The following is a 22,252-nucleotide window of genomic DNA, read 5'->3' on the forward strand; positions in this document are numbered from 1 at the left end:
GCGATTTCAATCGCCCGTTCAGTGGGGCGAGCGGTGCTCGCCTTGGCGACTGAAGCGGGTGGCCGCCCCGTCGCCCCTACAGGGCTAGGCAAACGCGTGAGTTAGAACCCTTCCAGCACAATCTTGCCGCGCGTGGTTGCGCTTTCGATCTGGGCGTGGGCTTTTCGCAGGTTTTCTGCATTGATCCCCGCGATGCGCTGCGTGAGGGTGGTACTGACGATGCCCTCGTCCACCAGCTCGGATACACGCGTCAGCAGCGCGTGCTGGCGGGCTAGGGTCGGCGTCTTGAAGATTGGGCGGGTGAACATGAGCTCCCAATGAACCGACAGCGATTTGCGCTTGAACGGCATGATATCGAGCGCTTTCGGATCGTCGATCAACGCCATCTGCCCTTCCGGCTGTAGCACCTCCACGATCTGGTCCAGATAACTGTCCGTGTGCGTCAGGCTGATGACATGACTGACCTCGGAGAAACCAAGCTCACTCAACTGCGCCGCCCAGGGCTTGCTGTGATCAATGACATGATGGGCGCCCTTCTCCAAGGCCCATTGCTGCGTTTCCGGGCGCGACGCGGTACCGATCACGGTCAGGCCGGTAAGTCGGCGGGCCAGCTGGAGCAATACCGAGCCCACACCACCGGCAGCGCCGACCACCAGAAGCACGTTCCGCTGGGTAGGATCGGCGTGCTGAACCTTGAGTCGATCGAACAACAATTCCCACGCGGTAATGGCCGTCAACGGCAGCGCCGCAGCTTCGGCGAAGTCGAGCTGCTTCGGCTTAGGTCCGACGATACGCTCATCGACCGCGTGCAATTGCGCGTTGCTGCCCGGCCGCGTCAGGTCGCCCGCATACCAGACTTCATCGCCTTCCTTGAATAAGGTGGCCTTCGCGCCGACACGCCGCACGATGCCCGCAGCATCCCAACCCAGTACTCGTGCCTCGCCGTTGGTAGGCGACATGTTGCGGCGCACCTTGGTATCGACCGGGTTCACCGAAACAGCCTTCACCTCCACCAGCAGGTCATGCTCGCCAAGTACGGGCTCAGGAAGATCGAGGTCGACCAGCGCGTTGGTGTCGGTGATCGGCAACGAAGTGTGGAATCCAACCGCTTTCATATGAGCTCTCCAGCAATAAGTGTGCGTGCATCCTGGCGTATGCAGACCCACAAAAAAACAGGCTAAATAGCGGAACACTTTCAGTGAATCTTTGAAAATGATCCGATTCGACGACGTTCAGGTATTCGTGCAAACGGCCGATGCCGGAAGCCTTTCCGAAGCGGCCCGGCAACTCGACCAGTCGTCTGCCTACGCCAGCCATGCGTTGCAAAGACTCGAACGCGCGCTGGGTGTGCGCCTGTTCATCCGTACCACGCGCAGTTTGCGACTGTCGGACGACGGCGAGCGCTACCTGCCTCATGCGCAAGCGGCACTCGCCGCACTAAACAGCGGCCAGCACGCGATTGCCGATGCACATGATCAAATTGGCGGAAGTCTTCGGCTGTCCGTACCTTCTGATTTTGGCCGGAATCTCCTGCTGCCCTGGCTGGACGACTTCCGTGAGCAGCACCCCGCGCTTACCCTCCATCTGCGTATCAGCGATCGTCCGGCTGATCTCGTACGTCAACCCCTGGATGCCGCATTTCGCTACGGTACGCCCATGGATTCGAGCCTGGTCGCCTTGCCCGTGGCGCCTAAGAACCGCCGCGTACTCTGCGCTGCACCAAGTTACCTAGCGCGCCACCCGCGACCGAGCACGCCGGACGATCTACGCGAGCACAATTGCTTGCGCTACGTATGGGGCGAACAGACGTTCGAGCGCTGGACCTTTCACACGCCGGAAGGCGAGCGCACGGTGTCCGTCAGCGGCGATCGGCTTTGCGACGACGCTGACCTCGCACGCCGATGGGCCGTCGCGGGACACGGCATCGTCTACAAATCGCGCTTGGACGTACTGCCCGACCTGAAAGCCGGACGGCTCGTGGAAGTGTTCCCGGAAAACTATGGACAACCCGCACCGTTGAATCTGGTGTGTGCCCATCGGACGTCGTTGACGCCAGTCGTGCAGCGGGTCAGAGAGTTCGTTCGCCGTCGCTGCGAGGCTTTGTACGATGTTTGAGCGCTCGCGCTGCATTCGTGGGGCTACTGTCCATCGCTTCGCAAGCCTCGTGCTAGAGCAGAATCATCAGCCACACCAGCGCCACCATGGCCAATGCCACGAACTGCGCCGCGCTACCCATGTCCTTCGCCCGCTTGGAAAGAGGGTGGATATCGTAGGAGATACGGTCGATGGCCGCCTCGATCGCCGAATTCAGCAGCTCCACGATCAGCGCGACCATTACGACGGCAATCATGACCGCGCGCTCCACCTTGGTGACTGGCGCAAGGAATGCGGCGGGGATCAGCACCAGGCTCAGGCAGACAAGCTGCCGAAACGCCGCCTCGCCCATCAGCGCGGCCTTGATGCCGTCTAACGAATGACTGACCGCATAGATCAAACGGCTGATTCCAGTCCTGCCTTTTAGAGCCTGGCCATCGAGCGGCTCTTCCCTTTCCATTCGCATGTCGTTTCACCTTGAGTGACTACTGCCAACCTGGCGCAAGCGCAGGCGGGCACCCTTAAGAGCGCGCAGCATACCGAGGGTTAAATGAAAAATATGTAAGCACTGCACGTGCCAGAGCCCCAACTCAGTAGCACAGCGTACGGCCTGCGAGCATCCTCTCGTCCTGCCCTTAAAACCTTTCGCTATTGGCCCCTGTCCATCTAGCTACACGCGACCATCTCCTGGCCGAGAATCGAAAGATGCCGATAGACCTATCCCAGCTGCAGCAATTACTGGAAACCTGGAAACGCTCTGCTACGCCCATCCATTTGCAGGAAAAATTCCAAACGCTGGTCGATGCGCGGTTGGCAGACCTTCCCAAGCCCGGCCAGGGCTCGACGCTGTTTCGGTGGCAGGCATTAGCCGCGGTTGCCGGGCATGACCTGGGCCTGGTGAAACTTTACGAAGGGCATACTGACGCCTTAGCCATCATCACCGAGCTTGGTGGCGAACCGCCGGCGATGGGCACACGATGGGGCGTTTGGGCCGCCGAACCGCCTCACGCACGCCTGCGCTGTCGCCTCGAGCCAAATGGCAATGTATCGCTGACAGGGCGCAAAGCGTGGTGCTCGGGCGCTGCACGCTTGAGCCATGCGCTGGTCACGGCGTGGGATCAAGACGAGCGACCGCAACTGGTGGCCGTCATGCTCGACCAGCCTGAGGTCGATGTGACTGGCGAAGGCTGGCAGGCCGTTGGCATGGCCGCGACCGCCAGCGTCGAAGTCGTATTTTCCGGTGCGAGCGGCCATTTGGTTGGGGAAAGCGGCGCGTATTTGACCCGCCCAGGCTTCTGGCAAGGCGGCGCTGGTATCGCGGCATGTTGGTACGGCGCGGCCGTCGCGCTGGCGGATTACCTACATGCGCATTGCCGCCGTCGGGACGAACCCCACGCACGCGCGCATCTCGGCCACGTCGACGCCGCGCTCGGATCAGCGCGAACCCATCTTCACGCCACCGCAGCCTGGATCGATGCGAACCCAAGCGAGCACGCTCAATTAGCCGCAGGACGCACCCGCGCCGTCGTTGAAAGCGCAGTCGAAACCGTTCAACACCACGTCGGGCGTGCCCTGGGCGCAAGCCCCTTCTGCCTGAACGCCCACTTCGCCCGCCTGGCCGCGGATCTTCCCGTGTTTGTCCGGCAGAGCCATGCCGAACGGGATCTCGCGGGGCTGGCCGAACTCATCATCGAGGAGAGCGCACCATGGCGTCTGTAGGGTCCCGGCAAATCGTCGGCGAAGGAACGTCTTACCGGGACTGGGCATCGTGGAACGGCTTCGACACGATGCTCCGACTTGACGTTGCGAACCTGATCGAGCCGGGGTCGCGCGCCATCATCGTGGCACCTCACCCCGACGATGAAGTGCTCGGCTGCGGCGGCTTGATGCAAGCACTCGCAGCATTGAAGCGGCAAACGCTACTAGTGGCGGTTACTGACGGAGGCGGCAGCCATCCGGGCTCCAAGCAATGGCCGCAGGAAAAGCTATTGGAAAATCGGCCGACGGAAACGCTGGACGCCTTGAGCCGGCTCGACATCGATCTCCCGGCCGTACACCGGCTGGGCATACCCGATGGTGGCGTGGCCCAGGGCGAAAGCGAACTCATAAAGAAGCTGCTAGCGCTCATCGAACCCGGCGACACCGTCTTCGCCACCTGGGAGTTCGACGGCCACCCTGATCACGAAGCAACCGGACGCGCCGCCCGGCGCGCCTGTGAATTGACCGGGACACGCTGCGTACAGGTTCCGGTATGGACCTGGCATTGGGCGCGCCCCGGCGACCCGCGGGTGCCATGGCAACACGCACGCCGACTCGATCTTGATGACAAAGCCCTCGAGCGCAAGCGTCACGCCATGACCGCGTTCGAAAGCCAGATCCATCCAGACCCCTCCACCGGGGCGGAACCGATACTGTCGCCGGATGCGCTCGAACGCCTCTTTCGCCCATGGGAGATTTACTTCGTATGAATATGCCGATGCGCTATTTCGAAGAGCTCTACGCACAATCGGCCGACCCATGGGAATACCGCCAACGCTGGTACGAATCCCGTAAACGCGATCTCACGCTGGCCGCCCTGCCGCATCCGCGCTATTCGAGCGCATTCGAGCCCGGTTGCTCGATCGGCGAACTCAGCGCAAATCTCGCTACTCGCTGCGACGCCCTGCTGATCAGCGATGGCAACGACACAGCCATCGCCCATGCTCGGTCGCGGCTCGCCAGCGAGCCCCATGTTCGTATCGAAAAACGCCTGTTGCCCGACGCATGGCCAGACGAACAATTCGATCTCATCGTGTTCAGTGAGCTGGGGTACTACTTCTCCCCCGATGCGCTCACGGTGCTTGCGAGTCGTATGCAGCAATCGCTACTGCCGGGCGGCGTGCTAATCGCCTGCCACTGGCGCCACCCGATCGAGGGCTGTGCGCTGAACGGCGACGAAGTGCATCAGCATCTGTCACGCGCGCTGGGCATGTCTCAGCTTTCGCAGCACGAAGAGCAGGATTTTCTCATCAGCGTCTGGTCATCGGACGCCTCATCCGTGGCGTCACGCGAGGGTTTTCTATGATTGGTGTCGTAATACCTGCGCATAACGAAGAAGCCTGTCTCGACAGTTGCCTCCGAACCGTCCTGGCCGCTGCGGATCACCCAGGGCTGCGGGCCGAGCCGGTAAGGGTCATGGTCGTGCTCGACGCCTGCACGGACCGCTCGCGCGCGGTCGTGGAGCGCTTTCCAATTGTCGAGTGCATCGAGATTGGTGCACGCAACGTCGGCACAGCCCGAGCCACGGGTGCGAACCTGCTGATCGAGAGCGGCGCACGCTGGATTGCCTGCACCGATGCCGACACCCGAGTGCCCGCCGATTGGCTCGCGGCACAGCTGTCCTGCGATGCCGACGCAGTGTGCGGCGTCGTCGAAGTGGATGACTGGAGCCTGCATTCGCTCGAGGTCCGCAGCCGCTACGAAGCCGCCTACACCGATTGCGACGGTCATCGCCATATCCACGGCGCAAACTTGGGCATCGCTAGCCACGCCTATTTACGGGCTGGCGGATTCCCGGCCCTTACGGCCCATGAAGACGTTCACCTGGTGCGCCGGCTCGAAGCACTGGATGCGCGTATTGCCTGGAGCCGTGCCGTTCGGGTGCAAACGAGTTCGCGCCTGGATTGCCGCGCCCGGGAGGGGTTTGGCGATTACCTGCGCTCGCTCGGCGTTACGGCATGACACAAACCCTTGGCGGGTTACCTGTGATCACCGTGGTAAAGGGACGCCGCGCGCAGTTGGCGAACCTCATCACCGGCTTGGAGCAATCGTCCCATCCGCCTGCTCGTCTGCTGATCGTGTTTATGGACGAGGCTGCCGATTCGCTCTACAGCGATGCATTTCCCATCGATGCCGTTTCGGTGATGGGAACCGGGGAACTGCCGCTTGCGCGCGCGCGCAACTGCGTGAGGCAGATTCCGGCGCCAGCGTGGGTATTCCTCGACGTCGATTGCATCCCCTCTGTTCACTTACTGCGCGATTACGCCACCGCGCTTTCCGCGCGACCAGAGGCGCTGCACCTTGGCGAAGTCCGCTATCTGCCAAAAGGCGCGGCTGATTACGGCTGGACAGAAGCAACCTTCTCGGCATGCGCGGCCCGTCACCCACTGAGCGACTTGCGCCCCGCACCCGGCGCATCGATGGCGCACGAGCTCTTCTGGTCGTTGAATTTCGCCTGTTCGAGCGACGTATTCGATTGCATAGGCGGGTTCGATGAGGCTTACGAGGGCTACGGCGCCGAAGACACAGACTTCGCGTTTCGCGCCCGTGCTCGTAATGTTCCGCTGCTATGCGCCAGCGCGTTGGCTTATCACCAGTATCACTCTACCTACCGCCCGCCGTTGAATCACTTCGCGTCCATTATCGCCAATGCCCAAACGTTCCATACTCGCTGGCAGACCTGGCCGATGGAAGGCTGGTTGCGGGAATTCGCGGATCGCGGGCTCGTGCATTGGCAGGCGGACCGCCTCGAGGTCATTCGGCAACCGACGGAAACCGAAGTTAGGGACTGTTTCGATCAAGCCCTCAAAGGCTTTTGAAGACCGGCAGCGGAGGCGGCGCGCCGAATAGCGAATCCGCCACGGCCTCGATAGCGGCAGCGGCACGCTTGGGGGCGTCCACATCGACCAGTGCCTGCCAAGGCTCGATGGGCAGCGCCCGTGCTTTATCCAACAATGCGGGCCACTCGTTCGCTGCAGGCCAGGACTGCAGGCCAATGGCGACACCCAGGGTGTTCAAGCGTCGAGCCTGTAGGCGTTGTTCCTCGTAGGGCCGATCCTCAGCCACGCCAATGAAACGCCTGCCCAACGCCGCGCACTCGGACACCAAACTGTCGCCCGTGCTGCCGATGATGATTTCCGCCTTCCGCATTTCCTCGAGCGGTTCATGCAGACGCCCCAGGCAATGCAGGTTGGGCGGTAAATCGCGGGCTGACACACCACCCAATTCACCAGCCACGCGGATTGTCCACTCTGGGCACGCTTCCGCCAATGCGGCTATGCCTTGGTAATCGAATGCCGTACCGCCCCGACCATTAATCACGAGCACTCGCCCCCGCTGGCTCGCGTTCGCCACCTCTGGCGAATAACGCGACACCCATCCGACATGATCGGTCTTCGCGATCACATCGTCCGGCGTCGTCTCGCCTTCCATCGCTCGTGGGTAAGGCGCCAGCAAACGGGTAGCCATGGCATAGGCTTGTCGGTGCGGGCCGTCGTCGCGCCTACCGTGCTGCCGGATATATATCGTGGGGACACCGAACAATCGCGCGAACGTCGCAACTTCGACGGACACATCGACCACCAGGACGCACGGCCAGTTCTGCTGAAACCACGTGCCCAGCATGCCCATCCGTTCGCGCAACCCGTCGACAGCAAGGGGCGCGTAGTGCAAGGTCTCGAAGCTTTCGACGTGCATGTCGGGGGCAACGTCCATCGGCAACCGTAAAAAGCTGGCCGACGAATGCGGTAGTACGTCAGGCACGGACGAACCAATCAAGGTCACCTGGCGCTGGAGATGCGGCGCAATGGCCAGCGCGCGCGTCAAGTGCCCGGCACCCTGGTGATGGACGTAGTAACCGATCTGGCACTCACGCATGGCGCGTCGCCGCTACCTGCTGCAGCAAGGCGTCGTATTGCGCCAGCATGCTCTCGTAGCCCCATAGCGATTCCGCTCGAGCACGGCATGCAGCGCGCGACTTCTGCCGGGCAGCCAGCAATGCGCCGGCCAGCGCATCGACGTCATTCGCCTTGGCAAGCGCGCCGGTTTCCAGCGTGACGAGTTCAGGGAGCGCGCCCCGTGAGAAAGCGGCCACCGGTGTTCCGCACGCTAATGCTTCTGCGACGACCAGCCCGAACGGTTCGTCCCAGCAGGGCGTGATCAGCGCAGCCGAGGCCTCGGCGATCCGCGTGACGAGTTGCGCTCGCGACAGGTGCCCCAGGTAATTCACACCGGGTCCGAGTCGTGGCTGGATGTACTCGTCGAAATACGCCTTGTCGATGGTCGGCCCCGCAACGTGCAACTCGACGCCTGCCTGGCGCGCCGCATCGATAGCAAAATGTGCCCCCTTCTCAGGGACCAGGCGACCGAACCAGATAGCGTGCTCACCGGGGGTGCCACCCGGCGACCAGAAATCGAGATCGATGCCATTGGGAATGACGTCGCACCCCGGCACGTAAGCCGACCAACTCGCCGCGTTCGCGTGGGACGGCGTACAGCAGTGTGCCGGGCAAGGCGCAGCGCTGTAGGCGTTGATCAGCTCGAAGAACGGCGGCGTGTGCAACACGGTGAGCATCGGCGTGCGCAACAGAGACGCCATGGTGACAGGCACGTAATGCAGGCTGTTATTGAAGATGACATCGAACCCATAGGCGTCCAGACCTTGCATCAGCTTCAGGTAGGCATTGTGTTCAGTGATGTATTCGGTGGAGACGTCAGGCCAGGCACGCTGGCCGCGCTCGAGATCATAGTTGCCGTCGTCGTAGACCGAAACAAGGTTCAACGCAGGATCGCTCAGCTCGCTGGCGAACAGCGTGACGTCGTGGCCGCGGCGCTGCAGACCTTTAACCACGTCGTATACGAACGCTTCGAGCCCACCCGCAAAAGGCTGGCGTACCGGGTGTTTGATGTGGGTCAGCACGCCTATCTTGAGGCGAGAGTGGCCAGCGCCCGGAGCGAGTGTCGGGGGTAGGTCGCTGTGTAAATCCAGGCGCATCGAAGTCCATCCATAAAAACGCGCTGACCCGCCAGGGAGCCAGCGCGAACCGATCAACTGCGGTCTTGCTTCTCCGGGCGCTGCTGGCGGGTCTGGTCTTGGTCTTCCATGCCGCCATACCCACTGGGGCCGGGATTGCCGCCCTTCTTCGCCAAATCGGCGTCTTTGCGCTCGGCATTACGGTTCTGTTCGCGTTCGTCTTTATCGGACATGTCCACACTCCTTTCTCACGTGTTCATAAGGTTCGGCAGCACCGCGCACTTGGAGGTGCCCATGAACGGACAAGTGGAAGGAACGCGAACAGATCACGACATTCCGAGTCCTTTATTACATGCGGTGTAATTCTGCGACCGGCGTCCGCCCATATCTGGCAAGATGATGGCCCTGTGCCTAACGCCCGATCCGTGGCCGCAGTGATGCATTTCAATTTTTGCCATGCCTACGCCGTGCTGCGCGTGGGCTCATTTGACGGGTAACTTCTCTCCTCGATGAATCAGCTTTCCGTAAACCTCACCAACTGTGAGGACGAACCTATTCATACACCGAGGTCGATCCAGCCCCATGGCGCGCTGCTGATCGTGGATGAGCAGCGTAGATTGCTCTCCAAAAGTGCCAACTTTCTAAACGTCACGACCTTGTCGCTGCAGACTGGCGCGACGCTGCTCCAAAACATGCTCGACGCCGATATCCATGCATTGATTGAAGAGGCGATCCGTGCGCCCACGCGCTGGGAAAACAGCGCGGAGGTCTGGATAGGTGACCAGCTCTTCGATGTCGTGGGCCACAAGTACCTGGGCTTAATTTATTTGGAATTTGAGCCACGCGAGTCCGGTACCGCTTCGTTCACTGAGTTCGCCCTTAGTGCCCAGCGCATCATTCGCCAGATGCAATTGCACGACGACCTGCACACGTTGCTGACGAATGTCGTCACCGAAGTCCGGCGAATGACCGGTTTCGATCGCATCATGGCGTACCGTTTCAACAGTGACCTGTCTGGCGAGGTCGTCGCTGAAGCCCGTCGCGACGATTTGGTCAGTTACCTCGGCCAACGGTACCCGGCGTCTGACATCCCCGCACAAGCCCGCCGCCTGTACATCCAGAACCCCATTCGCATGATCGTGGACGTTGCCTACGAGCCATCGCGTATGGAGCCCTCATGTCATCCGGACACACAGCAGGAATTCGACATGAGCCTCTGCGCGCTGCGTAGCGTCTCGCCAATCCATTGCGAATACCTGACGAACATGGGCGTGCATGCGTCCATGAGCATTTCCCTGGTGGTCGACGGGCAGTTGTGGGGACTCTTCTCCTGCCATCACATGACGCCTAAACATCTGTCTCATCCGATCCGGATGTTCTTCCAGATCATCTCCCAGGCCAGCAGTGCGATCGTGCAACGCCTCGAAGCGACTCAGCACAACGCACAACTGCATGCCGCCGCTGAACGCCGTAATGGGCTCATGCTGACGGCACTGGAGTCGGATGACCTGCTCCAGGCCCTTGGCCAGGGCGAGACCAACATGGCCAAGCTGCTCGACTGCGATGCGGCGGTGGCCATGCTCGGTGGGCGCTTGGTCAGCATTGGCGGGGAATGTACAGAACAGGCCTACGCCGTTGTCGACTTCCTGAAGGACCGTGACGACCTTGAGGCGTACCAGACCGATGCGTGGCCGACAGCCGATGCGGAGCAAGGGATCGAAATTTATCCCGGCGTCATGGCCATTCGTTTCCACAAGCCCGAGAACGGCTGGATCGTCTGGTTCCGCCGCGAAAATATCCGCACCATTCGCTGGGGCGGCAAGCCGGAAAAGAACATGAAGGTCGGCCCGCTGGGGCCGCGCCTGACGCCCCGCGGTTCGTTCGAAGCCTGGGAAGAAGTGGTTCGCGGGCGCTCGCGCCCGTGGACGGAGGTCGACATCCAAATCGCCAACGCGTTGCGCCGGGAGCTGATCGAGTACTCGCTGCATCGTGCCAGTGAGGTCGATGAGATGCGCCGCAGGCTCATCGCGGTGCTCGGCCATGATTTGCGTAACCCACTGCAATCCATTTCGATGGCGGCATCGATGCTGTCCGCCGACGACGCAAGAACGACGGAGTTGCGCAAACACATCACGCATTCCAGCGGCCGTATGGAACGGCTGATCATGCAGATCCTGGACATGAGCCGCCTGCAGGCGGGCTTGGGTATCACCGTCAACAAGGTGCCGACGGATCTTTCCGAATTGGTCAGTGCCATTGCAGCCGAATCGGACATGGCCTTTCGCGGCACGCCCCTCGAATGCACCATCCAACCGGATGTCCGCGCAAACATCGACCCGGATCGGTACGCGCAACTGATCGCCAATCTCCTGAGCAATGCGCGTCAACACGGGCTCGCCGGCCACGCAACGCATCTACATTTGCACGCGACGGCGGGCGAAATAGCCTTGCGGGTGTGCAATTACGCCCCGCTACTGCCTGCAAGCACGCTGCAAAACATGTTCGTCCCGTTCAAGCAGTTCTCCCCACCGAATGCGCAAAACCGGGGCGGCCTTGGGATCGGCTTGTACATCTGCCACGCCATCGCGGTAGCACACGGCGGTACACTGACCGTCGAGCAGCGTGATGACGGTTTGATCACCTTTACGCAAACGCTCGTTGGCGGTTGATACCTTCCGCATAAGTCAGCGGCCAACGGTCGCGGACGCCAAACATAGGGTGGATTAGCCACGTCGTGGCGTAATCCACTGTTCACTCGGACCGCTGCCAAAGCCCATATCCCGCAGTACGCCGCGAGGGCCGACGCCCCCTCTGTCGAGACGCTAGAGGGGCCTCACGCAGTCGCGGCCCTCCTCCTTGGCTCGATAAAGCGCTTGATCGGCTGCCTGGATCAGCGTCTCGACGGCCGTGTGCTCGGCCTCCCCTGGCATCATGGCATGAACGCCAATGCTCACCGTCACGACGCCAAGGGCGTTCCCCTCGTGGGCGACGCCCAGGTTTCGTACCGCCATCCGCATCCGCTCGGCCAAGGTTCGTGCAGTGGACAGATTCGCGCCTGGCAGCAATACAGCAAGCTCTTCACCTCCATAGCGTGCTGCCAGCTCTCCGGCGCGGCTGGCAGAGCCGGCGATCGCGTCAGCGACTGCACGGATGCACGCATCGCCTGCAGGATGGCCATAGAGGTCATTGAACCGCTTGAAGTGGTCTATATCGATGAGCAACAACGCCACACATGTTTCGGCACGCCGCGCACGGTTGATTTCCGACGCGATGGTCAGGTCGAAATGCCGACGATTCGCAAGGCCGGTCAAGCCATCTTGCATGGCGAGTTTCTCCAGTACATCACGCGCCTGCCGCAGCTCTTCCTCCGAGCGCAGCGTACCGCGGATCTGCCGCACCAGCGCCCAACCGAATAGTCCCATTCCTCCGATGACGATGGCGACGACAACTGCCGACGCCCAGGCACTGCGTAACCAACGGGCATGAATGTCGTCCGTGGCAATGGCCGCCTCGACAACGAGGGGAATGTCCTGCCCCAACGCGCGATACGCAAACACCCGCTCGATATGATCGACTTTCGATGAGAAGACGTCGCTGCCGATGGGCGCGCGCGGCAACAAGTCGGCAAACACCCGACCATTCGCAAGGCTCGTTCCGATCACGCTGGCGTCGAACGGCCGCCGCACAAGGACCGTACCGTCGCGCAAGGCGAGCAGGATCAGCCCGTCGGTACCCAGGTCGAAGTCGTCATAGAAGTCGAGAAAATACTGGACCTTGAACGTCACCAGCGCCACGCCAGCGAAGTGGCCATCTTCATCTTCGATACGCCGTGAAATAGGAATGATCAGATCACCCGTCGTACGACTGTTGATCACGGGGCCCACATGAACCGCTTTGTCGCGACTGGCACGGTGATAGCGAAAATACTCACGGTCTGCATTGGAACGAGTCTGACGTTCGCCAAGCGAGCTCGCCAACCACTGGCCATCCGGCCCATAGATGAACAAACCATGCAGCTGGGGCATCACTTGAACCTGCTGGAAAAGCATCTTGTGCATGCGGTCCAACTGCTGCGGCGAGGCGCCATCCCACTCCACGCGCTCCACCATCGCATACAGGATCTGGTCGGCCTGTTTCACGACATCCTGGACATGCTGATCGACCGCCAATGCCAGGTTTGCCGTATTGACGCGGGCGTCGTCGTACCCCTGCCGGTAGGAACGTTCCAACTGCCAAGCCACAGCCAGAACGAAGATGAGCATGACCGACAGGGTGAACACGATGGCCAGCCGTTCGACTCGAGTGCTGACGTACTGCTGTATCAGGCGGTGGCGAAAAGGCATCGGCTATCCATGTGTCGATCAATCTGGCTAGGAGCGTTGGGGAACGATGCGGCGAACGCCGTAGCCCATCGCGCTTCCCTGAGTTGCGCTGCGCTGCCGCTTGTTATGTGGCTAACGTGGATAAAAAGTCGACCCGTTACTTATGGTGTTTTATCCGCGTAGCAGATCGGCGCAGTGATCTGCCTTCAGTCTAGTGCCTTTTCAGGAACCTTCATCCAGGTCGCAGGCGACGGAAATCAGCGTATCGAACAATGCCTGCGCCGCCACCGACAGCTCGTGGTGTGGCTGCGTCAGCAGCCCGATAGGTTTCTCGACAACGGGCTGGCGAAGAGGAATACAGTGGGCCCCCAGCGACTGCATTTGCCCGATGCACAGCGATGGCACCGCACTCACGCCCAGGCCGCTGGCAACCATACGCCCCACCGTGACCAGTTGATGGCACTCGAACGCAACCGATATGCGATAGGACTCTTCCAGCAGGAAACGTACGGCAGATGGCCGCTGTAGCGTGATGAAGGGGTACGCCATCAACTGATCCCAAGTCACCACCGCTTCGTCCCTAAGCGGGGAGTCGCTCGGCACGGCTGCAACGAACCGATCGACATACAGCGGGGTGAACGCGAGGCCGGAGCTGGGCTCGGGCTCAAAACCTACTCCCAGTTCGACACGGCGATCGCGCACCATTTCGCCCACTTGTTCGTTGATCACGTCATGCACGGTGATGTTGATCTGAGGGTAGCGCTCGCGAAACGCAGTGAGGATGTCGGGCAGCGGATTACACGCGAAGGATGGCATCGCAGCGAGTGAGACTCGTCCCTGCTGCAGCGTGAACCGCTGGCGCATTTGATCCTCGGTGTTTTCCCAATCGGCCACGAGTCGTCTTGCCAGCGGCAGCAATGCTTCGCCTTCAGGCGTCAGCGCAACCGCGCGCGTGCTACGACTGAACAGCCGGCCTCCCAGGGACTCTTCCAGCGTCTTGATCGTCAAGCTCAACGCGGGTTGAGAAAGGTGCAAACGTTCGCAAGCCTGCGCAAAACTAAGGCTCTGCGCCACGGCAAGAAACGCGCGGACTTGCTTGAGCGTCATGCTGACCCCTTCGAATGATTTGCCAAGCAAATTAATCCATTTCAAAAATAAAATTAACAAATGAATTTGCGGAGTAGACACTCGCTTGCAGTGGGCAACCCTGTCATCACTGCCAGACAACAATAACGAGGACGAGACATGTCAGGTTTCGACAAACGCGTGAACTCCTATGAAGAAGCCATGGCTGGCCTGGAAGATGGCATGACCGTCTTGGCGGGTGGTTTTGGCCTGTGCGGCATTCCCGAGAACCTCATCGCCGAGATCAAACGCAAAGGCACCCGCGACCTGACGGTCGTTTCCAATAACTGCGGCGTCGATGGTTTCGGTCTTGGCGTGCTGTTGGAAGACCGGCAGATCCGCAAGATGATCGCGTCCTACGTCGGTGAGAACGCCCTGTTCGAGCGTCAGTTGCTCGACGGCGAGCTCGAGGTCGAACTCACTCCTCAAGGTACGCTGGCCGAAAAGATGCGCGCGGGCGGTGCGGGCATCCCCGCCTTCTACACCGCTACCGGTTTCGGTACGCCTGTCGCTGAGGGAAAGGAAGCACGCCAGTTCGACGGTCGCGACTACATCCTCGAGCATTCGATCATTGGCGACTTCGCCATCGTGAAAGGCTGGAAGGCCGACCGCTACGGCAACGTCGTCTACCGCCACACCGCCCAGAACTTCAATCCACTGGCTGCCATGGCCGGAAAGATCACCGTCGTTGAAGTGGAAGAGATTGTCGAACCCGGTGAGCTGGACCCTGCACACATCCATACGCCCGGCATCTACGTTGACCGCATCATCAAGGGCACTTTCGAGAAGCGCATCGAGAAACGCACGCTACGCGAGTGATCGCATTGCTAAGACCCTTAGGCAGCGCGTGAAGACACGCGCGCGGATCGAATCGACCTCGATGTATCGAGGTCCATAACAAGAGGCAACAGGCATGGCACTCACCCGCGAACAAATGGCTCAGCGCGTGGCGCGCGAACTGCAAGACGGTTTTTACGTAAATCTCGGCATCGGCATTCCAACCCTGGTCGCCAACTACGTCCCGGACGGCATGGACGTGATGCTGCAATCGGAGAATGGCCTGCTCGGCATGGGCGCCTTCCCAACCGAAGCTGAACTCGATGCGGACATGATCAACGCGGGCAAACAGACAGTCACCGCGCGTAAAGGCGCGTCGATCTTCAACTCCGCGGACTCTTTCGCGATGATCCGCGGCGGTCATGTCGATCTCACGGTACTCGGCGCGTTCGAGGTGGACATCGACGGCAACATCGCCAGCTGGATGATCCCCGGCAAACTCGTCAAAGGCATGGGCGGCGCCATGGACCTCGTGGCGGGCGCCGAAAACATCATCGTCATCATGACCCACGCCTCGAAAGACGGTGCCTCGAAGCTACTGACCAAATGCTCGCTGCCGCTGACGGGCGCAGGTTGCATCAAGCGCGTGCTCACTGACCTTGCGTACCTCGAAATCGAAAACGGCGCGTTCGTGCTGAAAGAACGTGCCCCCGGCGTCAGCGTGGAAGAGATCGTCGCCAAGACCGAGGGCAAACTCATCGTGCCCGAGCATGTACCGGAGATGGTGTTTGCCTGATGCCGGTGGGCTCGCGCCCCTTTGTGGGAGCGCGCCATGCGCGCGATCGCGGACATGGTCTGCTCCCACAGAGAAGCGGTATGAGTGCCAATCCGCTATCGGCGTGTAGGAGCGGGCGCTAAACCAGCCCGTGCCTAACCACTGCTGAATCGCACATCAGACGTAGCTGTAGTCAGACGGAGAACCACAATGAAAGACGTCGTCATCGTAGCCGCCACCCGCACTGCCATCGGCAGCTTCCAGGGTGCCTTGGCCAATGTCCCGGCTCCCGACCTTGGTGCAGCCGTTATCAAACGCCTTCTCGAACAAACCGGCATTGCCCCGGAGCACATCGACGAAGTCATTCTGGGCCAGGTCCTCACCGCCGGCTCCGGACAAAACCCTGCGCGCCAGACTTCGATCAAGGCAGGACTGCCTCCAACCGTCCCCGCGCTAACCCTGAACAAAGTGTGCGGCTCGGGCCTCAAGGCGCTGCACCTTGCGACCCAGGCCATTCGCTGCGGCGACGCCGACATCATCGTTGCCGGCGGCCAGGAAAACATGAGCCTGGCCCCTTACGTCCTGCCCAAGGCCCGCACCGGCCTTCGCATGGGGCACGCCGAGCTGCAGGACAGCATGATCACCGACGGCCTATGGGACGCTTTCAACGATTACCACATGGGCTCGACGGCCGAAAACCTGGTCGAGAAGTACGGCATCAGCCGCGAGGATCAGGACGCCTTCGCCGCCGCCTCCCAGCAGAAAGCGGCTGCCGCAACCGAAAGCGGCCGCTTCAAAGCTGAAATCACGCCGATTCAAATTCCCCAGCGCAAGGGCGATCCCCTGACCTTCGACACCGATGAAGGCCCGCGGCCCGGCACCACGGCCGACGGCCTGGCGAAGCTCAAGCCTGCTTTCAAGAAAGAGGGCAGCGTCACCGCCGGCAATGCCTCCAGCCTCAACGACGGTGCGGCAGCGGTCATTCTCATGAGCGCCGATAAAGCGCAATCGCTGGGCATCAAACCCCTTGCCCGCATCAAGGCGTACGCCAATGCGGGCGTTGACCCGGCCATCATGGGTATTGGTCCGGTCTCCGCAACCCGCCGATGCCTGGAAAAAGCGGTGTGGACGCTGGATGAACTGGACCTGATCGAAGCCAACGAGGCCTTTGCCGCCCAGGCGCTTTCGGTCGGCAAGGAGTTGGGTTGGAATCCCGAGAAGGTCAACGTCAACGGCGGCGCCATCGCCCTCGGGCACCCGATCGGCGCCTCCGGTTGCCGTGTGCTGGTGACGCTGTTGCACGAGATGATCCGCCGCGATGTGCACAAGGGCCTGGCGACCCTGTGCATTGGCGGCGGCCAAGGCGTCGCCCTGGCGATCGAGCGGGATTGATCCGCAGGTAACCGTGTTCATTGGCAAACGGACCCCGAAGGACCACGACCCGGAGGGGTCTGTTTGCTGGTGGCGTAGGACGATGGCATGAGGTGCCGTCGACAAGAAATACGCCGGTGATACCGATATCGCATTCGCGGGTAAGCGGATGCGGTGGAAAAGGCGATATAGAAAAACGGCTCTGACACTGGACTTGAATTCATATTGAATCGATCTGCCCGGACTCCATCCGGGCATTCGTCGTACTGGAAACCCGAAAAACCGTAACACCTACACCGCCCTAAACGACATCAAGACACTTCGGCCCACAAGGCCGCTAACAACAATAAATCAGGAGCTTCACCATGAGTTCATCCACCGAAACCGGGTACGCCCGCTTCGCTCTGCGCTGCTCGAATTGGGCAGAACGATGGTTCCCCGATTCCTGGGTCTTCGCCGTGGCCGCCGTGATGATCGTCACGCTGGCGGTCCTTTCCATGGGCGCCGCGCCCACCGATGCCGCCAAGGCCTTCGGTGATGGCTTCTGGAGCCTGATCCCCTTCACCATGCAGATGGCGTTCGTGGTCATTGGCGGCTACGTCGTGGCGAGCTCCGGACCCGCAGCCAGGTTGATCGATCTGCTGGCCAAGGTGCCGAAGAATGGCCGCTCCGCCGTGGCCTGGGTTGCCACGATTTCGATGCTCGCGTCCCTGCTCAATTGGGGCCTATCACTGGTCTTCGGCGGCTTACTCGTCCGCGCCCTCGCCCGCCGTACCGACATCACCATGGACTATCGCGCGGCCGGCGCCGCCGCGTATCTCGGCCTGGGCGCTGTTTGGGCGCTGGGTATCTCCTCGTCTGCCGCGCAGCTGCAAGCCAACCCAGGCAGCCTGCCGTCATCGATCTTGGAAATTACCGGCGTCATCCCGTTTACCGAGACGATCTTCCTTTGGCAGTCCGGCGTCATGCTGCTGGTGCTGCTGGTCATTTCCGTGGTCGTGGCCTATCTCACCGCACCGAGCGCCGACAGTGCGCGCACGGCGAAGGATTGCCAAGTGGACGTCAGCTTCATCGCCCCTGAGCGCCCGAAGCAAAGCCGCCCCGGCGAATGGCTCGAATACAGCCCTATCCTGATCATCCTGTTGGCGCTCCTCGCTGCGGGCTGGCTCATCCACGAGTTCAGCACCAAGCCGGCCATCCTCGCGATCTCCGGCCTGAATACCTACAACTTCCTGTTCCTCATGGTCGGCGCCCTGCTCCACTGGCGCCCACGCTACTTTCTCGATGCCGTTGCGCGCGCGGTACCGACCACCACTGGCGTGCTCATACAATTTCCCCTGTATGGCTCGATCGCGGCGCTGATGACACAAGTGAATGGCGGCAATGGTGAAACCCTCGCGCATGTCATCTCGCAGTTCTTCACCAGCCTCGCCTCACATGACACGTACGCCGTCCTGATGGGCGTCTATTCAGCGGTACTCGGCTTCTTCATCCCGTCGGGCGGCGGCAAATGGATCATCGAGGCGCCGTACGTCATGCAAGTCGCCAATGACTTGCAGTACCACCTGGGTTGGTCGGTGCAGATCTATAACGCCGCTGAAGCATTGCCAAACCTGATCAACCCCTTCTACATGCTGCCGCTCTTAGGCGTGCTGGGTTTGAAGGCACGCGACCTGATCGGCTTCACCTTCGTACAGCTGATCGTGCATGCGCCGATCGTGTTGTTCCTGCTATGGGCACTCGGCACGACGCTGGCCTACATCCCGCCGATGATGCCTTGATATCCATAGGGTGGAATCCCGCAACGGATTCCACCGCGGCCGTCGCTTAAACCTTTATCGGAAGGTAGACGCGGTGAACGGCGGAATCCCTCACGGGGTTCTGCCGCTCTTCTCCGGGCTTGCTCAGGGCAAGAGCAGCGCGCCCAACAGGTAAGAAGAAACGATTCACTTGACGGTATGGTCAAGATCTACTTGTTCACTCAGTGGAGTCTTCCATGCCGCAAGCACCCCTTCTCACGCTCAACGACGGCGTCCGCATTCCTCAGCTCGGCCTTGGCGTCTGGCAGCTCTCGGACGAGCAAGCCTACACGTCTGTCAGAGCCGCGTTCGACGCCGGCTATCGGCACATCGATACGGCGATGATCTACGAGAACGAAAAAGGCGTTGGCCGCGCGATCGCGGATAGCGGCTTGTCGCGCGATGAAATTTTCATCACGACCAAATTGTGGAACGCCGACCAAGGCTACGATTCCACCCTGCGCGCTTTCGACGAAAGCATGAAAAAGCTGGGCCTTGAAACCCTCGATCTTTACCTCATCCACTGGGCGTTACCAAAGAAAAACGCGTACGTAGAGACCTGGAAGGCGTTCGTGCAGCTGAAGGAGGAAGGCCGCATTCGCTCCATAGGCGTGTCCAACTTCAACGCCGATCACCTGGAACGCATCATCGCCGAGACCGGTGTAACGCCGTCGGTGAACCAGATCGAACTGCATCCAGACTTTCCGCAGAACGAGCTGGTCGCGTTCTGCAATGACAAGAAAATTGCCATCGAATCCTGGAGTCCACTAGGCCAAGGCGGCAAGCTGCTGGACGATCCGACGCTGAAGCAGATCGCAGCCAAATACGACAAGACGCCAGCCCAGATCATCATCCGCTGGCATCTCCAGCAGGGTCACATCGTGATTCCACGTTCGAAGAATCCAGAGCGCATCGCGACCAACATCGACGTGTTCGGCTTTGAACTCGACAAGCTGGATCTGAAAGGCATCGCCGAAATTCCTAACAGCGGCCGCCTCGGTCCGGATCCTGCGACCATGGATATGGGCGCGTAGGGAGCACTGCGTGCCTTGCGCATAGCAGGGCACGCTCGATTGCACGCGCGGAATCCGCCTATACGGTTACCCCGGTCTTCAACGAGCGCCTACGGGCACTTTACTCACTCCGCTCCGCTCTGATGCTCATCGCCCCAGAAGACCTAAACCATGCAAATCACGCTTGTCCGCCACGGCAAACCAGAGCACGACGCCAAGACCTGGTGCACGCCCCTGGATATGAAAACCTTCGTCGAGCGCTACAACAAGGCAGACGTTTTGCCCTGTGAGATCGGTCAGGAGCTGGCTGAAGCTAGCGCCGGAGCCGCGGTGGTCATTACCAGCTCGCTATCGCGCTGTATTCAGTCGGCGGAATGCTTGCCCGGCATACAGGCGTGCGGAAGCGACAAGGTTTTTGCCGAAGCGCATTTGCCCTACGTCGAATGGCGTTGGCCCAAGCTACCGCCAAAGGCATGGCGGATTCTTTTTCGCAGCGCCTGGTTCCTTGGTTTTTCTGCCAACACCGAATCCATCGCGCGCTCCAATGTCCGAGCGAAGGCGGCGGCGGACAAATTGATCGAAATGGCCCGGGCGAATGGCTCGGTACTGCTGATGGGCCACGGCATCATGAACATCTTGATCGCCTGGCATTTGCGCAAGCGTGGCTGGAAAGGACCGCGTATGTTGATCCTGCGGGACTACTGGCATGCGAGCGTCTACCGTAAGGGCAGTTAACTTGCATACGACACGTGACTCGTAGTGCGGGTGACAACCCACATGCCCGGCCTGTAAACCTTGCACAATAGCCGCGGGTTCCACCCGCCCTACCAAGCAATTCCCAAACCACGCAGGATTCCGTAGCGCGGGTGACAACCCGCATGCCCGGCCAGTAACTCCTGCACAAAAGCCGCGGGTTCCACCCGCCCTACCAGGCAATTCCCAAACCACGCAGGACTCCGTAGCGCGGGTGACAACCCGCATGCCCAGTCAGATGACCTGAAAAAAGTGTCGAGCGATCGACCTATTCATGTGTCATCTCCTCTCCGTGACGAACGATACGCTTGGGCACGTCGCCGCCCAGCCAGTACGCCAACTCCGCTGGACGGGCAATGTCCCACGCGACGAAATCGGCCACTTTCCCTGCCTCCAAGGTCCCGTGACTCTCTTGCAGACCGAGGGCGCGAGCTGCATTGACGGTAACGCCTGCGAGGGCTTCCTCTGGCGTCAAGCGAAACAAGGTGCAGGCCATGTTGAGCATCAGGCGCAGGGAAAGCACAGGCGACGTCCCGGGATTGAGATCGCTCGCCACGGCCATCGGCACGCCATGCACCCGCAATAACGCAACGGGCGGCACTTGCGTTTCCCGCAGCAGGTAGAACGCGCCGGGCAGCAGCACCGCCACCGTTCCTGCCCTCGCCATTGCGACCACGTCCGCTTCGGTGAGGTATTCCAAGTGGTCGGCGGAAAGCGCGCCATACCGAGCAGACAAGCTCGCCCCACCCTGGGCGGACAACTGCTCGGCATGCAGTTTTACCGGCAACCCCAATGCTTTCGCGGAGTCGAACACCCGTGCGACCTGCCCGGTGGAAAACGCGATGTTCTCGCAAAACGCATCGACTGCATCCACCAGCCCTTCAGCGGCGAGCGCAGGCAAGATGTCTCGGCACACCACGTCGATGTAGTCATCCGGGCGGCCAGCGTATTCTGGTGGGACCGCATGCGCGGCAAGGCACGTCGTGCGTACCGTGACCGGCAAGGCGTCGCCAAGGCGCCGCGCCACGCGCAGCATCTTTGCTTCACTTAGCGTATCCAGACCGTAGCCCGACTTGATTTCCAGTGTGGTCACGCCTTCACGAAGGAGGTTGATAAGGCGCTTTCGCGCACCTTCGAACAAGCATTCCTCACTCGCGTCGCGGGTGGCGCGGACGGTGCTGGCGATGCCGCCACCGGCTTTGGCAATGTCGCTGTAGCTGACACCTTGCAAGCGTTGCTCGAACTCTCTGCTGCGATCGCCGCCAAACACGGCGTGGGTGTGGCAATCGATGAGGCCCGGTGTAACCCAGGCGCCGGCAAGGTCGTGGGCTTCGTCGATAGCAAGGTCCGGTCGCTCCGCGCGCGGTCCGATCCACGCGATGCGCGCGCCCTCGGTGATGATTGCCGCGTCTTCGATGATGGCGTAGCGGCCGCCTACCATGGTGGCCGCATGGCAGTGGTGCCATAAACGTTTCATGCAGAATCCTCTTTTT

General features: G+C 61.0%; 21 protein-coding genes. 13 read left to right on the forward strand and 8 right to left on the reverse strand.

Annotation, left to right across the window (positions count from 1 at the left end):
* Positions 1-101: 101 nt before the first annotated feature.
* Positions 102-1,115 carry a zinc-binding alcohol dehydrogenase family protein gene (locus tag IEY47_RS08410; RefSeq protein WP_188982751.1) on the reverse strand — a complete coding sequence of 338 codons (1,014 nt, stop codon included), beginning with the start codon at positions 1,113-1,115 and terminating at the stop codon, positions 102-104.
* Positions 1,116-1,212: 97 nt separating this feature from the next.
* Between IEY47_RS08410 and IEY47_RS08415 the strand changes: the two genes are divergently transcribed.
* The gene (locus IEY47_RS08415) at positions 1,213-2,115 is read left to right on the forward strand and encodes a LysR family transcriptional regulator (protein ID WP_188982752.1); all 903 of its coding nucleotides are present in this window, start codon (positions 1,213-1,215) and stop codon (positions 2,113-2,115) included.
* 52 nt (positions 2,116-2,167) lie between these two features.
* Here the strand turns inward: IEY47_RS08415 and IEY47_RS08420 are convergent, their stop codons facing one another.
* Positions 2,168-2,554 carry a diacylglycerol kinase gene (locus IEY47_RS08420; RefSeq protein WP_188982953.1) on the reverse strand — a complete coding sequence of 129 codons (387 nt, stop codon included), beginning with the start codon at positions 2,552-2,554 and terminating at the stop codon, positions 2,168-2,170.
* A 245-nt stretch (positions 2,555-2,799) separates the two neighbouring features.
* Between IEY47_RS08420 and IEY47_RS08425 the strand changes: the two genes are divergently transcribed.
* The 5 genes from IEY47_RS08425 to IEY47_RS08445 are packed head-to-tail and all read left to right on the forward strand — an operon-like array spanning position 2,800 to position 6,671.
* Positions 2,800-3,813 carry an acyl-CoA dehydrogenase family protein gene (locus IEY47_RS08425; RefSeq protein ID WP_188982753.1) on the forward strand — a complete coding sequence of 338 codons (1,014 nt, stop codon included), beginning with the start codon at positions 2,800-2,802 and terminating at the stop codon, positions 3,811-3,813.
* Positions 3,801-4,562 (forward strand): PIG-L deacetylase family protein, encoded by a 762-nt coding sequence (locus IEY47_RS08430; protein WP_188982754.1) that lies wholly within the window; start codon positions 3,801-3,803, stop codon positions 4,560-4,562. Before IEY47_RS08425 ends, IEY47_RS08430 begins: the two co-directional genes overlap by 13 nt.
* On the forward strand, positions 4,559-5,158 hold the full coding sequence (locus IEY47_RS08435) for an SAM-dependent methyltransferase (RefSeq protein ID WP_188982755.1): 600 nt from the start codon (positions 4,559-4,561) through the stop codon (positions 5,156-5,158). The genes IEY47_RS08430 and IEY47_RS08435 overlap by 4 nt, the downstream gene beginning before the upstream one ends.
* Complete coding sequence (locus IEY47_RS08440) at positions 5,155-5,814, forward strand: glycosyltransferase family 2 protein (protein ID WP_188982756.1); 660 nt, start codon at positions 5,155-5,157, stop codon at positions 5,812-5,814. Before IEY47_RS08435 ends, IEY47_RS08440 begins: the two co-directional genes overlap by 4 nt.
* Positions 5,811-6,671: a glycosyltransferase family 2 protein gene (locus IEY47_RS08445; protein ID WP_188982757.1), complete on the forward strand. Its 861-nt coding sequence runs from the start codon at positions 5,811-5,813 to the stop codon at positions 6,669-6,671. Before IEY47_RS08440 ends, IEY47_RS08445 begins: the two co-directional genes overlap by 4 nt.
* Here the strand turns inward: IEY47_RS08445 and IEY47_RS08450 are convergent.
* Genes IEY47_RS08450 through IEY47_RS08460 form a run of 3 tightly spaced genes read right to left on the reverse strand, consistent with a single transcriptional unit; the run spans position 6,658 to position 9,057 of the window.
* The gene (locus IEY47_RS08450) at positions 6,658-7,728 is read right to left on the reverse strand and encodes a hypothetical protein (RefSeq protein WP_188982758.1); all 1,071 of its coding nucleotides are present in this window, start codon (positions 7,726-7,728) and stop codon (positions 6,658-6,660) included. The two genes, IEY47_RS08445 and IEY47_RS08450, sit on opposite strands and share 14 nt — an antisense overlap.
* Positions 7,721-8,845, reverse strand: a complete 1,125-nt coding sequence (locus IEY47_RS08455; protein ID WP_188982759.1) for a glycosyltransferase family 4 protein — start codon at positions 8,843-8,845, stop codon at positions 7,721-7,723. Before IEY47_RS08455 ends, IEY47_RS08450 begins: the two co-directional genes overlap by 8 nt.
* A 53-nt stretch (positions 8,846-8,898) precedes the next feature.
* On the reverse strand, positions 8,899-9,057 hold the full coding sequence (locus tag IEY47_RS08460) for a hypothetical protein (RefSeq protein ID WP_188982760.1): 159 nt from the start codon (positions 9,055-9,057) through the stop codon (positions 8,899-8,901).
* Positions 9,058-9,333: 276 nt separating this feature from the next.
* Here IEY47_RS08460 and IEY47_RS08465 point away from each other — a divergent pair, with 276 nt between their 5' ends.
* Positions 9,334-11,493: a GAF domain-containing protein gene (locus IEY47_RS08465; protein WP_188982761.1), complete on the forward strand. Its 2,160-nt coding sequence runs from the start codon at positions 9,334-9,336 to the stop codon at positions 11,491-11,493.
* Between the two features lie 153 nt (positions 11,494-11,646).
* Here IEY47_RS08465 and IEY47_RS08470 read toward each other — a convergent pair whose 3' ends face one another.
* The gene (locus IEY47_RS08470; RefSeq protein WP_188982762.1) at positions 11,647-13,167 is read right to left on the reverse strand and encodes a GGDEF domain-containing protein; all 1,521 of its coding nucleotides are present in this window, start codon (positions 13,165-13,167) and stop codon (positions 11,647-11,649) included.
* Positions 13,168-13,368: 201 nt separating this feature from the next.
* The gene (locus IEY47_RS08475; RefSeq protein ID WP_188982763.1) at positions 13,369-14,253 is read right to left on the reverse strand and encodes a LysR family transcriptional regulator; all 885 of its coding nucleotides are present in this window, start codon (positions 14,251-14,253) and stop codon (positions 13,369-13,371) included.
* A 138-nt stretch (positions 14,254-14,391) separates the two neighbouring features.
* Between IEY47_RS08475 and IEY47_RS08480 the strand changes: the two genes are divergently transcribed.
* From IEY47_RS08480 to IEY47_RS08505, 6 genes are all read left to right on the forward strand, one after another.
* Entirely contained in the window at positions 14,392-15,090 is a 699-nt protein-coding gene (locus IEY47_RS08480) for a CoA transferase subunit A (RefSeq protein ID WP_188982764.1), read from the forward strand.
* A gap of 94 nt (positions 15,091-15,184) precedes the next feature.
* Entirely contained in the window at positions 15,185-15,844 is a 660-nt protein-coding gene (locus IEY47_RS08485) for a CoA transferase subunit B (RefSeq protein WP_188982765.1), read from the forward strand.
* A gap of 189 nt (positions 15,845-16,033) precedes the next feature.
* Positions 16,034-17,215, forward strand: a complete 1,182-nt coding sequence (locus IEY47_RS08490) for an acetyl-CoA C-acetyltransferase (RefSeq protein ID WP_188982766.1) — start codon at positions 16,034-16,036, stop codon at positions 17,213-17,215.
* Between the two features lie 344 nt (positions 17,216-17,559).
* Positions 17,560-18,975, forward strand: a complete 1,416-nt coding sequence (locus tag IEY47_RS08495; protein WP_188982767.1) for a short-chain fatty acid transporter — start codon at positions 17,560-17,562, stop codon at positions 18,973-18,975.
* 215 nt (positions 18,976-19,190) lie between these two features.
* On the forward strand, positions 19,191-20,027 hold the full coding sequence (locus IEY47_RS08500) for an aldo/keto reductase (protein WP_188982768.1): 837 nt from the start codon (positions 19,191-19,193) through the stop codon (positions 20,025-20,027).
* Positions 20,028-20,177: 150 nt separating this feature from the next.
* Positions 20,178-20,741 carry a histidine phosphatase family protein gene (locus tag IEY47_RS08505; protein WP_188982769.1) on the forward strand — a complete coding sequence of 188 codons (564 nt, stop codon included), beginning with the start codon at positions 20,178-20,180 and terminating at the stop codon, positions 20,739-20,741.
* Positions 20,742-21,027: 286 nt separating this feature from the next.
* Here IEY47_RS08505 and hutI read toward each other — a convergent pair whose 3' ends face one another.
* Positions 21,028-22,236: an imidazolonepropionase gene (gene hutI / locus IEY47_RS08510; RefSeq protein WP_188982770.1), complete on the reverse strand. Its 1,209-nt coding sequence runs from the start codon at positions 22,234-22,236 to the stop codon at positions 21,028-21,030.
* Positions 22,237-22,252 lie beyond the last annotated feature (16 nt).

It is taken from the genome of Pseudomonas matsuisoli (assembly GCF_014647635.1).
Lineage (GTDB): Bacteria > Pseudomonadota > Gammaproteobacteria > Pseudomonadales > Pseudomonadaceae > Pseudomonas_P > Pseudomonas_P matsuisoli.

What these genes read in the sequence shown, in the direction of transcription:
- IEY47_RS08410 (WP_188982751.1), bottom strand. Translation starts at nt 1,115, where the DNA reads ATGAAAGCGGTTGGATTCCACACTTCGTTGCCGATCACCGACACCAAC.
- IEY47_RS08415 (WP_188982752.1), top strand. Translation starts at nt 1,213, where the DNA reads ATGATCCGATTCGACGACGTTCAGGTATTCGTGCAAACGGCCGATGCC.
- IEY47_RS08420 (WP_188982953.1), bottom strand. Translation starts at nt 2,554, where the DNA reads ATGGAAAGGGAAGAGCCGCTCGATGGCCAGGCTCTAAAAGGCAGGACT.
- IEY47_RS08425 (WP_188982753.1), top strand. Translation starts at nt 2,800, where the DNA reads ATGCCGATAGACCTATCCCAGCTGCAGCAATTACTGGAAACCTGGAAA.
- IEY47_RS08430 (WP_188982754.1), top strand. Translation starts at nt 3,801, where the DNA reads ATGGCGTCTGTAGGGTCCCGGCAAATCGTCGGCGAAGGAACGTCTTAC.
- IEY47_RS08435 (WP_188982755.1), top strand. Translation starts at nt 4,559, where the DNA reads ATGAATATGCCGATGCGCTATTTCGAAGAGCTCTACGCACAATCGGCC.
- IEY47_RS08440 (WP_188982756.1), top strand. Translation starts at nt 5,155, where the DNA reads ATGATTGGTGTCGTAATACCTGCGCATAACGAAGAAGCCTGTCTCGAC.
- IEY47_RS08445 (WP_188982757.1), top strand. Translation starts at nt 5,811, where the DNA reads ATGACACAAACCCTTGGCGGGTTACCTGTGATCACCGTGGTAAAGGGA.
- IEY47_RS08450 (WP_188982758.1), bottom strand. Translation starts at nt 7,728, where the DNA reads ATGCGTGAGTGCCAGATCGGTTACTACGTCCATCACCAGGGTGCCGGG.
- IEY47_RS08455 (WP_188982759.1), bottom strand. Translation starts at nt 8,845, where the DNA reads ATGCGCCTGGATTTACACAGCGACCTACCCCCGACACTCGCTCCGGGC.
- IEY47_RS08460 (WP_188982760.1), bottom strand. Translation starts at nt 9,057, where the DNA reads ATGTCCGATAAAGACGAACGCGAACAGAACCGTAATGCCGAGCGCAAA.
- IEY47_RS08465 (WP_188982761.1), top strand. Translation starts at nt 9,334, where the DNA reads ATGAATCAGCTTTCCGTAAACCTCACCAACTGTGAGGACGAACCTATT.
- IEY47_RS08470 (WP_188982762.1), bottom strand. Translation starts at nt 13,167, where the DNA reads ATGCCTTTTCGCCACCGCCTGATACAGCAGTACGTCAGCACTCGAGTC.
- IEY47_RS08475 (WP_188982763.1), bottom strand. Translation starts at nt 14,253, where the DNA reads ATGACGCTCAAGCAAGTCCGCGCGTTTCTTGCCGTGGCGCAGAGCCTT.
- IEY47_RS08480 (WP_188982764.1), top strand. Translation starts at nt 14,392, where the DNA reads ATGTCAGGTTTCGACAAACGCGTGAACTCCTATGAAGAAGCCATGGCT.
- IEY47_RS08485 (WP_188982765.1), top strand. Translation starts at nt 15,185, where the DNA reads ATGGCACTCACCCGCGAACAAATGGCTCAGCGCGTGGCGCGCGAACTG.
- IEY47_RS08490 (WP_188982766.1), top strand. Translation starts at nt 16,034, where the DNA reads ATGAAAGACGTCGTCATCGTAGCCGCCACCCGCACTGCCATCGGCAGC.
- IEY47_RS08495 (WP_188982767.1), top strand. Translation starts at nt 17,560, where the DNA reads ATGAGTTCATCCACCGAAACCGGGTACGCCCGCTTCGCTCTGCGCTGC.
- IEY47_RS08500 (WP_188982768.1), top strand. Translation starts at nt 19,191, where the DNA reads ATGCCGCAAGCACCCCTTCTCACGCTCAACGACGGCGTCCGCATTCCT.
- IEY47_RS08505 (WP_188982769.1), top strand. Translation starts at nt 20,178, where the DNA reads ATGCAAATCACGCTTGTCCGCCACGGCAAACCAGAGCACGACGCCAAG.
- hutI (WP_188982770.1), bottom strand. Translation starts at nt 22,236, where the DNA reads ATGAAACGTTTATGGCACCACTGCCATGCGGCCACCATGGTAGGCGGC.